Source organism: Nosocomiicoccus ampullae (assembly GCF_019357495.1).
In the GTDB taxonomy this organism is placed as follows: domain Bacteria; phylum Bacillota; class Bacilli; order Staphylococcales; family Salinicoccaceae; genus Nosocomiicoccus; species Nosocomiicoccus ampullae.
Map to the genome: position 1 here is coordinate 1223425 of NZ_CP079110.1, position 15012 is coordinate 1238436.

Consider the following 15012-nt stretch of genomic DNA (forward strand, 5'->3'; position numbering starts at 1 on the left):
TTGTCATTCAAATTTTAAAAATAAAAAACACATCAGAATTACTGATGTGTTAATATACTTCTTCAATCTCTATATAGTTTTGTCCATTTAAATTTAAATCTGCGAAGTCTCCGCGTTTAAACTGTTCATACGCAACCGCTCCGATCATCGCTGCATTGTCAGTACAATATTTTAAACTTGGAATATATAGCTCTATATTATTCTTTTTTGTAAGTGTTTCAAATCGCTCTCTTAATGCACTGTTTGCTGCAACTCCTCCTGCAATAATAAGTGTTTCTATATTTTCGTCTTTTAATGCACGCATCGTTTTTGTTGTTAATACATCAACTACACTCTCTTGAAAACTTCTAGCAACATCTGCTTTATTGATTTCGATGTTTTTCTGTTTTTCGTTATGAAGTTTATTGATGACATGTGATTTTAGGCCACTAAAACTAAAGTTATAACTATCATCTTGAAGTGCACGTGGAAAATCATACGTATCTTTTCCTTCTTTTGATAATCTATCGATTTCTGGACCTCCTGGATACGGTAGTCCTATAACTCTCGCAACTTTATCATAAGCCTCTCCGACAGCATCATCTAAGGTTTCACCAATTACTTCAAAATCTAAATGATTGTTCATCTTTATGAGCTCTGTATGTCCACCTGAAACGATTAATGAAATAAGTGGAAATTTAATCTTATGCTCGAGTTGATTCGCATATATATGTCCGGCAATGTGATGGACTGGAATTAGTGGTAAATCGTGTGCGAATGCAAATGCTTTCGCTGCATTAACCCCAACAAGTAATGCACCTATTAACCCTGGTCCATATGTTACTGCGACTGCATCGAGTTCTTTTGCTGTAAGGTTAGCATTCTTTAGTGCTTCTTCAATGACACGAGTAATCATTTCAACATGGTGTCTTGAAGCAACCTCAGGAACTACACCACCAAAACGTTTATGACTTTCTATTTGGCTTTGTACGACATTTGATAGTACTTGATTTCCATTTTCAATAACACTTGCTGCTGTTTCATCACAACTCGTTTCAATCGCCAATATTTTAATATTTTTCTCCATCTAATCTCACCCACATGACATGTGCATCTTTTCCGATACCATAATAATCTTTTCGTATTCCACCATATATGAATCCTTTTGATTCATATAAATGAATCGCATTTTCATTGTTTACATTAACTTCTAAAGATAACTGCTTTACTGAAGGCTGACAATAATCAATGATAAAGTCCATTAGCTGACTCGCATAACCATTCCCACGTTCTTCAGGCTTAATTGCAATTGTTGTAATTTGCGCATCGTCAATTACAATCCAGACACCGATATAACCAATCACATTATTATTTTTTTCTAATACAAAATAGTGTGCAAATTGATTTTTATGAATTTCATGAACGTAGGTCTCTTTTGTCCATGGTGAATCGACAAATGATACAATCTCGATATGTTGTACATCTAATATATCTTTAGGTTCCATCTTACGAATATTTACTGATTCTTTTGCCAATTTCTCTCTGCCTCAGTCAGTCGTAGATAATTTGGAACAACGTCATGTGCATCCACTTTCTCTAACACGGATTCATCCATGCCTATAATTGAAGCGATTCTCGGTGTTGTATGCACACCATCTACTTCAAATGATTGTTTTTCTAGCGTATTATGCACAACGACCGCACCATATTTTAAAACGAATTTGGAATATTCTTCACCAGTTCTTAGTTTTGGCTCTTCTAACACATTTACACCTGTTTGATCAACATCATAAACCGCACTAAAACAATTACCACGTCTCGCATCCATCATTGGTGCGACAACTCCTCTATAACTCGCTCCAAGAACAAGTAGACTTGAAACAGTATAGATTGGTATATTTAAAGCTATTGCCAATGTTTTTGCAACAGTAACACCGATTCTTAATCCAGTATAGCTACCAGGTCCATTTGCAACTACAATTCTTTCCAAACGAGATTTATCAAGTTTTGCTAACTTTAAAACTTGATCAATTGCAGGCATCAATGATTCAGAGTGTGTACCAGAAACATTCATATTAATTTCCGCAAGCAAGACTTCATCAGCAATAGCTACACTTAATGCACGATTTGATGTATCAATATATAATGTCTTCATTTATAATTCACCTACTATACGATCATATACTTCACCTTTAGAACATAAAGTAAATCGTCTCTTATCTGTAGTTATATGTTCGATATGTATCTTTAAATACTCATCTGGCAAGTATTCTTCAATAAAATTATACCATTCAATTATTGTAATATCCTCATTATTGAAATACTCCTCAAAGCCTAAATCCTCATCGCTATCTTCTAGTCGATAACAATCCATATGATGGACTTTAAATTTAGGTAAATTATAAGACTTAATAATATTAAATGTTGGAGATGTCATTACTCTTTTCACACCTAAAGATTTACCTAATGCTTGTGTAAAAGTTGTTTTACCAGCACCAAGATCTCCACTTAATAAAATAACTGTTCCAGATTCAATAAGATTAGCTAATTTACTCGCTAACTCCTTAGTGTCATTTAAATCGTTTATATTAATAGTTTTTTTCATAATAAACTACCTCAAAATTAAAAAAAGTTATAAAAAAAGGAGACCCTATTGGGTCTCCACTGAGTGCCTAGCGACGTCCTACTCTAGCACGGGCAAACCGAACTACCATCGGCGCTGGAGAGCTTAACTACTGTGTTCGGCATGGGAACAGGTGTGGCCTCTCCGCTATCGTCACTAGACAATACACTCAAAACCAAATAGAAGCAATTCGTAGATACACGCTTTATCATATTGAATAAGTCATCGATGAATTAGTATTTGTCCGCTGAGTATGTCACCATACTTACACGCCAAACCTATCAACCAGATCGTCTCTCTGGCATCTGTAGGGAAATCTCATCTTGAGGGGGGCTTCATACTTAGATGCTTTCAGTATTTATCCCGTCCATACGTAGCTACCCAGCTATGCCGTTGGCACGACAACTGGTACACCAGTGGTATGTCCATCCCGGTCCTCTCGTACTAAGGACAGCGCCTCTCAAATTTCCTACGCCCACGACGGATAGGGACCGAACTGTCTCACGACGTTCTGAACCCAGCTCGCGTACCGCTTTAATGGGCGAACAGCCCAACCCTTGGAACCGACTACAGCTCCAGGATGCGATGAGCCGACATCGAGGTGCCAAACCTCCCCGTCGATGTGAACTCTTGGGGGAGATAAGCCTGTTATCCCCGGGGTAGCTTTTATCCGTTGAGCGATGGCCCTTCCATGCGGAACCACCGGATCACTAAGTCCGTCTTTCGACCCTGCTCGACTTGTTGGTCTCACAGTCAAGCTCCCTTATACCTTTACACTCTTTGAATGATTTCCAACCATTCTGAGGGAACCTTTGAGCGCCTCCGTTACACTTTAGGAGGCGACCGCCCCAGTCAAACTGTCCACCTGACACTGTCTCCGTACCGGATCACGGTACCGGGTTAGAACCGCAAGTACACCAGGGTGGTATCCCACCAGCGTCTCCACATACACTGACGTGCATGCTTCTTCGACTCCCACCTATCCTGTACAGGTGTACTCGAGATTCAATATCAAGCTACAGTAAAGCTCCACGGGGTCTTTCCGTCCTGTCGCGGGTATCCAGCATCTTCACTGGAACTATGATTTCACCGAGCCTCTCGTTGAGACAGTGCCCAAATCGTTGCGCCTTTCGTGCGGGTCAGAACTTACCTGACAAGGAATTTCGCTACCTTAGGACCGTTATAGTTACGGCCGCCGTTTACTGGGGCTTCGATTTGTACCTTCGCTTACGCTAAGTACGCCTCTTAACCTTCCAGCACCGGGCAGGCGTCAGCCCCTATACGTCACCTTTCGGTTTGGCAGAGACCTATGTTTTTGATAAACAGTCGCTTGGGCCTATTCACTGCGGCTCATTTTCATGAGCACCCCTTCTCCCGAAGTTACGGGGTCATTTTGCCGAGTTCCTTAACGAGAGTTCGCTCGCTCACCTTAGAATTCTCTTCCCAACTACCTGTGTCGGTTTGCGGTACGGGCAGTCTAACACTCGCTAGCGGGTTTTCTTGGCAGTGTGAATATCGATCTTCGGGTCATTTCCCTCCGCATCATGACTCACCTTACACTCATGCCGGATTTGCCTGGTATGACAGCTTGTCACTTGCACGCACGTCCATTTGTGCGATTCGATTCTCCTCCTGCGTCACCACTTCACTCATACGTGTTACACCGGTACAGGAATTTCTACCTGTTGTCCATCGCCTACGCTATTTGCCTCGGCTTAGGTCCCGACTTACCCAGAGCGGACGAGCCTTCCTCTGGAAACCTTAGTCATTCGGTGGACGGGATTCTCACCCGTCTTGCGCTACTCACACCGGCATTCTCACTTCTATACGCTCCACTTTCCCTCTCGGTTTGGCTTCAATGCATATAGAACGCTCTCCTACCATCCTTACGGATCCACAGTTTCGGTAATATGTTTAGCCCCGGTACATTTTCGGCGCAGCGTCACTCGACTAGTGAGCTATTACGCACTCTTTAAATGATGGCTGCTTCTAAGCCAACATCCTAGTTGTCTGTGCAACGCCACATCCTTTTCCACTTAACATATATTTGGGGACCTTAACTGGTGGTCTGGGCTGTTTCCCTTTCGACAATGGACCTTATCACCCACTGTCTGACTCCCATACATCTCATCGATGGCATTCGGAGTTTGTCTGAACTCGGTAACCCGGGATGGGCCCCTTATCCAAACAGTGCTCTACCTCCACGATGATAATATGAGGCTATACCTAAATATATTTCGGAGAGAACCAGCTATCTCCAGGTTCGATTGGAATTTCACCCCTACCCACAACTCATCCGGTCATTTTTTAACATAAGTCGGTTCGGTCCTCCATCCAGTGTTACCTGGACTTCAACCTGGTCATGGGTAGATCACCTGGTTTCGGGTCTACACACACATACTATTCGCCCATTTCAGACTCGCTTTCGCTACGGCTCCACATTCCCTGCTTAACCTTGCATGTATGCGTAACTCGCCGGTTCATTATACAAAAGGCACGCCATCACCCACTTAGGGCTCTGACTACTTGTAAGCACACGGTTTCAGGTTCTCTTTCACTCCCCTTCCGGGGTGCTTTTCACCTTTCCCTCACGGTACTGGTTCACTATCGGTCACCAAGGAGTATTTAGCCTTAGGAGATGGTCCTCCCAGATTCCGACGGAATTCCTCGTGTTCCGCCGTACTCAGGATACTTCTAGTGCACTTCAATTTGTCGTGTACGGGACTGTTACCCCCTATGGTTAATCTTTCCATATTATTCCACTAAATCGTCGTGTCACACGTTGAAGTCCTACAACCCCAGTCTATACTGGTTTGGGCTCTTCCCACTTCGCTCGCCGCTACTACGGGAATCGTGTTTACTTTCTCTTCCTCTGGGTACTAAGATGTTTCAGTTCCCCAGGTCTACCTCTCATATACTAATCAGTTCATATATGAGTGACATTATTAAATGCCGGGTTCCCCCATTCGGATATCTTCGGATCACAGCTTACTTACAGCTCCCCAAAGCATTTCGGTGTTTGTTCCGTCCTTCGTCGGCTCTTGGTGCCAAGGCATCCACCGTGCGCCCTTCACTACTTAATCGTAATGAATTTGTGAGAGAGTATCTCTACTCTATCGCGCGTGTATTTTGAACTTGTCGTTCTCGGTTTCTACGCTTGAAATCATATTTTTATATATAATCTTTGCTTCTATTTGGTTTTCAATGTACTGATGAGTGATAACACTCAAAACTGAATACAATATGTCAACTTTCCGTTCCATTATCCTTAGAAAGGAGGTGATCCAGCCGCACCTTCCGATACGGCTACCTTGTTACGACTTCACCCCAATCATCGGTCCCACCTTCGACGGCTCCCTCCAAATGGTTAGGCCACCGGCTTCAGGTGTTACCAACTTTCGTGGTGTGACGGGCGGTGTGTACAAGACCCGGGAACGTATTCACCGTGGCATTCTGATCCACGATTACTAGCGATTCCAGCTTCATGGAGTCGAGTTGCAGACTCCAATCCGAACTGAGAACAGTTTTATGGGATTCGCTTGACTTCACAGTTTCGCTGCCCTTTGTTCCTGCCCATTGTAGCACGTGTGTCGCCCAAATCATAAGGGGCATGATGATTTGACGTCATCCCCACCTTCCTCCGGTTTGTCACCGGCAGTCACTCTAGAGTGCCCAACTTAATGATGGCAACTAAAGTTAAGGGTTGCGCTCGTTGCGGGACTTAACCCAACATCTCACGACACGAGCTGACGACAACCATGCACCACCTGTCTCTCTGTCCCAAAGGGAAAATCATGTCTCCATGACGGTCAGAGGATGTCAAGATTTGGTAAGGTTCTTCGCGTTGCTTCGAATTAAACCACATGCTCCACCGCTTGTGCGGGTCCCCGTCAATTCCTTTGAGTTTCAGCCTTGCGGCCGTACTCCCCAGGCGGAGTGCTTAATGCGTTTGCTGCAGCACTAAGGGGCGGAAACCCCCTAACACTTAGCACTCATCGTTTACGGCGTGGACTACCAGGGTATCTAATCCTGTTTGATCCCCACGCTTTCGCACATCAGCGTCAGTTGCAGACCAGAGAGCCGCCTTCGCCACTGGTGTTCCTCCATATCTCTGCGCATTTCACCGCTACACATGGAATTCCACTCTCCTCTCCTGCACTCAAGCGAAACAGTTTCCAATGACCTTCCCCGGTTGAGCCGGGGGCTTTCACATCAGACTAATCTCGCCGCCTACGCGCGCTTTACGCCCAATAATTCCGGATAACGCTTGCCACCTACGTATTACCGCGGCTGCTGGCACGTAGTTAGCCGTGGCTTTCTGGTTAAGTACCGTCACACAGTAAGCAGTTACTCTTACTGTCGTTCTTCCTTAACAACAGTGCTTTACGATCCGAAGACCTTCTTCGCACACGCGGCGTTGCTCCGTCAGGCTTTCGCCCATTGCGGAAGATTCCCTACTGCTGCCTCCCGTAGGAGTCTGGACCGTGTCTCAGTTCCAGTGTGGCCGATCACCCTCTCAGGTCGGCTACGCATCGTCGCCTTGGTAAGCCGTTACCTTACCAACCAGCTAATGCGCCGCAGGCCCATCCTTAAGTGATAGAAATCCACCTTTCAACTTCTATACCGTTGTATAAAAGTATTATCCGGTATTAGCCACGGTTTCCCGCGGTTATCCCAGTCTTAAGGGTAGGTTGCCCACGTGTTACTCACCCGTCCGCCGCTCGATGATTACGGTGTCCCGAAGGACGGTGCAATCAGTCGCGCTCGACTTGCATGTATTAGGCACGCCGCCAGCGTTCATCCTGAGCCAGGATCAAACTCTCCATAATTAAGAGTTCTCTAGCTCTTTTATCGCGTTTTATACTAGTCGCTCTAGTTGTGTTACTTCTTCATTTAAAAGTAACCTCTTTATCGGAATTAACGTTGACATATTGTCATTCAGTTTTCAATGTTCAATGTTTAAAATAAATGGAGCGGGTGAGGAGAATCGAACTCCCGACATCAGATTGGAAGTCTGAGGTTTTACCACTAAACTACACCCGCGTTTTGCTTCAACTCTTACTATTATACAGACATTATTTTTAATGTCAACAGTAAAGTTGAAATATTTTTAATAAGTCGTGAACTTCTCTCGTTCACTTTTATTATTATACATTATCTTTTATATATTTGCAAGAATAAATTTTAATGCGGCTGAGAGGACTTGAACCTCCACGGGATAAACTCCCACTAGGCCCTCAACCTAGCGCGTCTGCCGATTCCGCCACAACCGCTTATCAAGATAACGATATCTATTATATTCGCTTTATATTTCTCTGTCAATACGATTGTTTAGATTTCTCAATATTTTTTGTTTTTATCAGTACCTATATCAAATACCTACTTTAAATAATATATGTTTTACATCTATATAATGAGGGAATTATAATTTTGTACTAATTTGCAAGTCAAAATTTAGTATGCTATACTTTATTTAGAATTATTCTAATTTAAATTTGGAGGTTCATTATGTCTGAACATTATAATCCTGAAGAAGAAAAGTTAACGACTCTATTTGGTAATCCTGTAGGCGATCGTGAAAATACTGCTACTGCTGGTCCACGTGGTCCATTAGTTATGCAAGATCCTTATTTCTTAGATATGATGGCGCACTTTGACCGTGAAGTAATTCCAGAGCGTCGTATGCATGCTAGAGGTTCTGGTGCTTACGGTACATTTACGGTGACAAACGATATAACTAAATATACGAAAGCAAATATTTTCGCAGAAGTTGGTAAGAAAACTGAAATGTTTGCACGCTTCTCTACTGTAGCTGGTGAACGTGGTGCTGCTGAAGCTGAGCGTGATATTCGTGGTTTCGCTCTTAAATTCTATACTGAAGAAGGAAACTGGGACTTAGTTGGTAACAACACACCTGTATTCTTTTTCCGTGACCCTAAATTATTCCCAAGCTTAAACCACGTTGTTAAACGTGATCCACGTACAAATATTAATAATCCAAACTCACAGTGGGACTTCTGGACATCGTTACCTGAGGCGCTTCACCAGGTGACAATCCTAATGACTGATCGCGGTATTCCGTCAGACTTCCGTCATATGCATGGATTCGGTTCACACACGTACGCAATGATTAACGAAGATAACGAACGTGTTTGGGTGAAATTCCACTTTAGAACGCAGCAAGGCATCCGTAACTTTACAGCTGAAGAGGCTGAAGAAGTAGTCGGAAAAGACCGTGACTCATCACAACGCGATCTTTATAACGCGATTGAAGATGGAGATTTCCCTAAATGGAAAATGTACATTCAAGTAATGACTGAAGAACAAGCTAGAAATCATTACCACAATCCATTCGACTTAACAAAAGTATGGTATAAAGGTGAATACCCATTAATCGAAGTTGGTGAATTTGAACTCAATAAAAACCCTGATAACTACTTCGCAGAAGTAGAACAAGCAGCGTTCGCACCAACAAACATTATTCCAGGTCTTGGATTCTCACCTGACAAAATGTTACAAGGACGTTTATTCTCATATGGAGATGCGCAACGTTACCGTTTAGGTATTAACCATCACCAAATCCCTGTAAACTCACCTAAAGGTGCAACAAACGTGTGCCCATTCAGCCGCGATGGTGCTATGAGAGTTGACGGAAACTTAGGTTCACATATTAACTATTATCCAAATAGTTACGGTGCACACAACTCACAAAAAGATAAAAAGCAACCTGAATTAGACTTAGAACTTGGTCAAGTATATGAGTATGACTTCCGTGAAGATGATGATAATTACTACGGACAACCAGGTAAATTATTCCGTCTCCAGTCTGATGAAGGAAAACAAACAATCTTTAAAAACACTGCGATTGAAATGGAAGGCGTAGAGGAGCACATTAAGAAACGTCACATCTTTAACTGCTACCAAGCAGATGAAGAGTACGGTAAAGGTGTTGCAGAAGCACTTGGCATCGACATCAACGATGTTGACCTTGTAAATGGAGATCATCCATTTGAAGGTAAACCAGTACAAGTTAAAACAGATAACTAATATAGATTAAAGAGTGAGGATTGCACTGACCCCCTAAATCCGGACACGGATTTAGGGGGTTATTCGTATGTCAAAGTATAGTTATGATTTGAAGTTAGAAATTATAAGAAGATATGAAGAAGGTTTTGGAGCAATCATTCTTTCAAAAGAGTTTAATATAAGCCATGACACGATCAACAATTGGATAATGGCTTATAATCTCTATGGCGAAGTTGGTTTAAAGAAAAGTTTATCTAAAACACGTTATTCTGGTGAGTTTAAGTTATCCGTATTAAAATATAGGATAAATAACGAAACTTCCTATTCAGAAACAGCTCAAGTCTTTGGAATCAAGAATCCATCTACAATAGCTGGTTGGCAGCGAAAGTATGATTTGGAAGGCTTTAGTGGTTTGTGTGGTACTTTAGGAAGACCTAGAAAACGTGAGGGAACGACTATGCCTAAGAATAACGATGAACCAAAAGAACTATCAAAGTCTGAGAGAGAAGAACTTATTGAACTAAGAGAAAGAAATGAGTACCTCGAAGCAAAACTGCTTTACCAAAAAAAGTTGGATGCCTTGCTTCGGGAAAAGCGTGCTCAAACAAAGAAAAGACGCAAGTAGTACTAGAAGTAAGGCAAATTAAAACAGAAGTTAAACTGAGTACTTGGTTAGAGATTTCTGAGTTACCAAGATCTTCATTTTATGAATGGAAAGAAAAATTAAATCAGGTAAATGAATCTGAGCAGCGATTAGTTCAACAAATACAATCCATCATTCAAGAATCTAGATTTACTTACGGCTATAGAAGAGTTGTACTCGCACTAAAGAATCTAGGTATTATTGTGAACCATAAAAGAGTGCTCAGACTTATGAAGAAGTACAATTTATTGTGTACGAAATTCACAACAAGAAGTAGAAAGTATAGTTCGTATAAAGGTGAAGTTGGAAAAATTGCAGATAATGAGCTAAACAGAGCATTTAACGTAGATCAGATGAATGAAGTTTATGTCAGTGATGTAACTGAGTTCAAAGTGGACAACTCAGATGTAAAAGTGTATCTCTCACCCATTATGGACTTATATAATAGTGAGATTGTGTCATTCAGTATCTCTACATCACCTACAGTAAAATTTACTTGTGAGTCCCTAGAGAAAGCTATTAAGAAGCTGCCTATAGAGCATAATCTCATGATTCATACAGATCAAGGGTTTCATTATCAGCATGTCAAATGGACACAATTACTAGAGCAGAATAATATCAAGCAGAGTATGTCTAGACGTGGAAATTGTTTAGATAATTCACCTATGGAGAATTTCTTTAGTTTGCTTAAACAAGAAATCTATTACGGTGTTAAATATCAAAATGTTCAAGAATTAATCGAGGCATTAGAAGAATATATTGATTGGTACAACAACAAAAGAATAAAAGAGAAATTAAATGGCCTGTCTCCTGTTCAATACAGGAAACAAGCCATATAAGAATTCACGGACAAGAATGTCCGGATTTATGGGTTCGGTACAGATTCACCTCACTCTTTTTTTTACATAAAAATATGCCTCCATCACTGGAGACATACTTTAAAGTTAGTTTTTCATAGTTAGCGCAATTCTTTTTTTCTTTTCATCAACTGATAGTACTGTAACTTCTACGATATCTCCACTACTTACAACATCGAGTGGATGTTTAATATAACGATTTGCAAGTTGTGATATATGCACAAGTCCATCTTGATCAACACCTACGTCTACGAATGCACCGAAGTCTGTAACGTTTCTCACTGTTCCAGATAATTTCATACCTTCTTTTAAGTCTGAAATTTCTAAGACGTCACTTTTTAGAATCGGTGTATCGTACTTATCACGAATATCTCTAAGTGGTGCGATTAAGCTATCGATTATATCGTTTAACGTTGGAAGCCCGATATCATTCTCTTCACTATATTTACGTTTATCGAGTGTATTTAACTTTTCTTTAATACTCTCTTCACCAAGTTCGTCAATTGACGCATCAATTTCTTTTAATAAATTATACGTATTTTTATATTGCTCAGGGTGAATTGGTGTTTGATCTAACGGTTCTTCTCCCCCAACAATTCGTAAAAATCCAACAGCTTGCTCAAATGTTTTCGGTCCAAGACGTTTTACTTTCTTAAGATCTGAACGTTTTGTAATTCCTTCCGTTTCTCTAAACTCTACAATATTTCTTGAGATTGTTTTGTTTAAACCAGAAACATGTTCAAGCAATTTATAAGATGCTGTGTTTACATCTACACCTACTTGGTTTACTGCTGTCTCTACTACAAAGTCTAGAGACTCGTTTAAGAATTTTTGGTTAATATCATGTTGATATTGACCAACCCCTAATGATTTTGGGTCAATTTTAACAAGCTCTGCAAGTGGATCTTGAATACGTCTCGCAATTGAAACTGCACTTCTTTCCTCTACTTCAAAGTTTGGGAATTCCTCACGTGCTAAATCCGATGCTGAATATACTGAAGCTCCTGCTTCATTGACAATAATAAATGGTATATCTAGTTCATGAGTTTTTAAGAAGTTCGCTACGAACTCTTCGGTCTCTCTAGATGCTGTTCCGTTACCAATCGCAATTAAGGTTACACTATGTTTCTCGATAAGATCTTTAAAAATCGCTTCACTTTTCTCTGTATTTTTAGAGCTGTGTGGATAAATCACATTCTTATCTAAAAATGTACCATTGCTATCGATAACTGCGAGTTTACATCCTGTTCTAAATGCAGGATCCACCCCTAAAATTGTATGGTTTTTAAGCGGTGGTTGTAACAGTAAACTTTTTAAGTTCTCTTCAAAAATATTTACAGCATGAGTTTCTCCCTTTTTCGTAATATCATTTCTTACTTCACGCTCTAAACTTGGTAAAATAAGACGTTTTAAACTATCTTCAATCGTTTCTTTAAGAATATCTTCGGCTTTACTATTCTCACTTATCTCTTGACGATATAAGTAACTTATTATTTTTTCATCGTCATGGTTAAAACTGATACGTAACACATTTTCTTTTTCTCCACGATTCATTGCTAGAATTCTATGTGATGGGATAGTTTTTACACGCTCACTATAGTCGTAATACATTTCGTAAATACTTTCTTTATCATCATGGCCCTTTTTCTCAGTTGAAGCAATTTTTGAATGATTGTTAATGACACTTAATATGTACATTCTATGTTGAGGATTATCTGAAATAATTTCTGCAATAATATCTTTTGCGCCCTCAATCGCTTCTTTAACTGACTTTACTTCATCAGTTATATAATTTTCTGCTTCTTTTAATAATTCTTCTTCACTCATTTCTTGTTTGTAAAGAAGCGTTGCTAACGGCTCTAAACCTTTTCTTTTTGCTTCCGTCGCACGTGTTTTTTTCTTTTGTCTAAATGGGCGGTATAAATCTTCGACTCTTGCCTGAGATGTTTGACGTAATATTTGATTTCTTAAGTCCTCTGTCAATAACCCTTGCTCATCGATTAGACGTATAACGTCTTCTTTTCTCTTTTCTAACTCTTCAAGGTAATGATATTCATCTGAAATTTCCTTAATTGAAACTTCGTCGAGTCCACCTGTTTGCTCTTTTCTATAACGTGCGATAAAAGGAACTGTCGCATTGTCTTTTAGCATGTTTAATACATTTTCAATATATTCGTTTTTTATTTTTAATTTTTTTGATAACTCTTTGACTAATTGTTCGTTCATAATTTCCTCCTAAATAAGAAAACCTAATCAGGATTGATTAGGTTTCATTATCCGAATACTTTACAGATTCTTTTAATTTTTTAAGTGCTGCACGTTGTAAACGTGAGACGTGCATTTGACTTAATCCAATTTTTTCACCGGTCTCTTTTTGACTAAGACCTTCTAAAAATGTATAACGAATAATCTGTTGTTCTCTTTCAGATAATATTGGCAATAGCTTTTCAATAAGCATACGTTCTTCGCTTAATTCGTAGTTTTCGTCTTCACTACCCATTACGTCGAGTAATGTAACTGAAGCTCCTTCGTTATCAGCATCAATCGTATAATCTACACTAAGGGCATTATAGCTTTGACCCATTTCCATTGCCTCTAACACTTCTTCCTCAGTCGAATCTATATATTCCGCAATTTCTTTAACTGAGGGCGAGCGTCCTAATTTATTTGTCAACTCGTCAGTTGAACGTTTAATTTTGGGGCCTAATTCTTTAATACGCCTCGGAACATGTACACTCCATGTCTTATCACGTAAGTAACGTTTAATTTCTCCAAGGACTGTCGGTACAAGATATGCCTCAAATTTACGATCAAATGACAAATCAAATCTTCGAATCGCGCCTAAAAGACCAATCATTCCGACTTGAACAAGGTCTTCATGATGGGATTGCCCTTTTGAATAGCGATATGCTAAAGATTCGATAAGCTTTTCATAATGATATACTAGACGGGTCTGTGCCTCATCACTGCCAGTTTCTTGATAATCAGTGATTAAGCGATTGATCTCATCTCTTGAAAGCTCTTTTCTAGTTTGTGATTCCATCCTTATGCACCTGACCTTCGCCAATATACTTGACCATACTGATTGTCACGCCTTCAGAGCGTTTTACGTTCACATCATCCATCAGTGATTCAATCAGGAATAAACCGAGGCCTCCTTCTCTTAAAAAGCTTATTGAGTCCGTTTCTGTGTATGGTCCAATTTCTTCTTTTACTGTTTCATAGTCGAAACTCTGTCCTGAGTCTTGTACTATGATTTCTACTTGCTCTTTACTTACGGCAAATCCAATTGTTATTTCATTGTCATTGTCTGAATATGCATGCTTTACCGCGTTAGTGACTGCTTCACTTACCGCTATTTTAGTATCTTCAATTTCTTCATACGACGCATCTACACTATTTAATACACCTGATAATGTTAAACGTACGAGTCCAACATACTCTGGTTTTGAGGGAATCTTCATTTCTATATACTCATATTTTTTAGTCATTTGAATTAACTCCTGATTTTGTAATGTGAATTAAATCATATAAACCTGTTATTTCAAACAGTTTCATAATACGTTCATTTGCACCGGATATTCTTAACTCTTTATTGTATTTGTTTAAGTCTTTTAATGTTCCAACAAAAAGACCAAGCCCTGTTGAATCCATATATGTAAGATCTGTTAAATCAACGTGTAAGTTATGAGTCCCTTCTGATACGATTGGACTAAGTACTTTTTTTAATTCTGGTGCTGTGTAAATATCAAGTTCTCCTCCGACTTGAACATAAAACACCTCAGGTTGTTCTCTTACTTCAATCTTAATGTTCATAACAGTAACTCTACTCCATTCACAAATATATATAGTATATAGATACCCTCATATGTCGAAGTTAAACG

General features: G+C 39.9%; 10 protein-coding genes, 2 tRNA genes, 3 rRNA genes and 1 pseudogene. 3 read left to right on the forward strand and 13 right to left on the reverse strand.

Annotated elements, in window-relative coordinates; genetic code table 11:
- Positions 1-49: 49 nt before the first annotated feature.
- From tsaD to KPF49_RS06445, 9 genes are all read right to left on the reverse strand, one after another.
- The gene (gene tsaD, locus KPF49_RS06405) at positions 50-1066 is read right to left on the reverse strand and encodes a tRNA (adenosine(37)-N6)-threonylcarbamoyltransferase complex transferase subunit TsaD (protein WP_183675429.1); all 1017 of its coding nucleotides are present in this window, start codon (positions 1064-1066) and stop codon (positions 50-52) included.
- The gene (rimI, locus tag KPF49_RS06410; RefSeq protein ID WP_246562714.1) at positions 1050-1514 is read right to left on the reverse strand and encodes a ribosomal protein S18-alanine N-acetyltransferase; all 465 of its coding nucleotides are present in this window, start codon (positions 1512-1514) and stop codon (positions 1050-1052) included. Before rimI ends, tsaD begins: the two co-directional genes overlap by 17 nt.
- Positions 1496-2134: a tRNA (adenosine(37)-N6)-threonylcarbamoyltransferase complex dimerization subunit type 1 TsaB gene (gene tsaB / locus KPF49_RS06415; RefSeq protein WP_183675427.1), complete on the reverse strand. Its 639-nt coding sequence runs from the start codon at positions 2132-2134 to the stop codon at positions 1496-1498. Before tsaB ends, rimI begins: the two co-directional genes overlap by 19 nt.
- The gene (gene tsaE, locus KPF49_RS06420) at positions 2135-2584 is read right to left on the reverse strand and encodes a tRNA (adenosine(37)-N6)-threonylcarbamoyltransferase complex ATPase subunit type 1 TsaE (protein ID WP_183675425.1); all 450 of its coding nucleotides are present in this window, start codon (positions 2582-2584) and stop codon (positions 2135-2137) included. It abuts the gene before it with no gap.
- Between the two features lie 65 nt (positions 2585-2649).
- Positions 2650-2763, reverse strand: a 5S ribosomal RNA gene (gene rrf / locus KPF49_RS06425).
- Positions 2764-2815: 52 nt separating this feature from the next.
- A 23S ribosomal RNA gene (locus KPF49_RS06430) occupies positions 2816-5685 on the reverse strand.
- A gap of 189 nt (positions 5686-5874) precedes the next feature.
- Positions 5875-7431, reverse strand: a 16S ribosomal RNA gene (locus KPF49_RS06435).
- Together the 16S, 23S and 5S rRNA genes with 2 tRNA genes alongside form the textbook arrangement of a ribosomal RNA operon.
- Positions 7432-7571: 140 nt before the next feature.
- Positions 7572-7645 (reverse strand) — tRNA-Gly (locus KPF49_RS06440).
- A 145-nt stretch (positions 7646-7790) separates the two neighbouring features.
- Positions 7791-7875: transfer RNA gene (locus KPF49_RS06445), tRNA-Leu, on the reverse strand.
- A 235-nt stretch (positions 7876-8110) separates the two neighbouring features.
- On the opposite strand from KPF49_RS06445, the gene KPF49_RS06450 reads away from it, so the two are divergent.
- The 3 genes and pseudogenes from KPF49_RS06450 to KPF49_RS06460 form a co-directional block, all read left to right on the forward strand.
- Entirely contained in the window at positions 8111-9649 is a 1539-nt protein-coding gene (locus tag KPF49_RS06450) for a catalase (protein ID WP_183675523.1), read from the forward strand.
- A 67-nt stretch (positions 9650-9716) separates the two neighbouring features.
- On the forward strand, positions 9717-10253 hold the full coding sequence (locus tag KPF49_RS06455) for a helix-turn-helix domain-containing protein (RefSeq protein ID WP_219490066.1): 537 nt from the start codon (positions 9717-9719) through the stop codon (positions 10251-10253).
- Positions 10253-11110, forward strand: a pseudogene (locus KPF49_RS06460) (IS3 family transposase); the annotation flags it as partial. The gene KPF49_RS06455 and the pseudogene KPF49_RS06460, both read left to right, overlap by 1 nt.
- A gap of 105 nt (positions 11111-11215) precedes the next feature.
- Here KPF49_RS06460 and KPF49_RS06465 read toward each other — a convergent pair.
- From KPF49_RS06465 to KPF49_RS06480, 4 genes are read right to left on the reverse strand one after another with little or no spacing between them, the layout of a single operon-like run.
- Complete coding sequence (locus tag KPF49_RS06465; RefSeq protein WP_183673975.1) at positions 11216-13354, reverse strand: Tex family protein; 2139 nt, start codon at positions 13352-13354, stop codon at positions 11216-11218.
- Between the two features lie 37 nt (positions 13355-13391).
- Positions 13392-14177, reverse strand: a complete 786-nt coding sequence (gene sigB, locus KPF49_RS06470; protein WP_183674004.1) for an RNA polymerase sigma factor SigB — start codon at positions 14175-14177, stop codon at positions 13392-13394.
- Positions 14155-14619 (reverse strand): anti-sigma B factor RsbW, encoded by a 465-nt coding sequence (gene rsbW / locus KPF49_RS06475; protein ID WP_183673972.1) that lies wholly within the window; start codon positions 14617-14619, stop codon positions 14155-14157. The genes sigB and rsbW overlap by 23 nt, the downstream gene beginning before the upstream one ends.
- Positions 14612-14944 carry an STAS domain-containing protein gene (locus tag KPF49_RS06480; protein ID WP_183673970.1) on the reverse strand — a complete coding sequence of 111 codons (333 nt, stop codon included), beginning with the start codon at positions 14942-14944 and terminating at the stop codon, positions 14612-14614. Before KPF49_RS06480 ends, rsbW begins: the two co-directional genes overlap by 8 nt.
- Positions 14945-15012 lie beyond the last annotated feature (68 nt).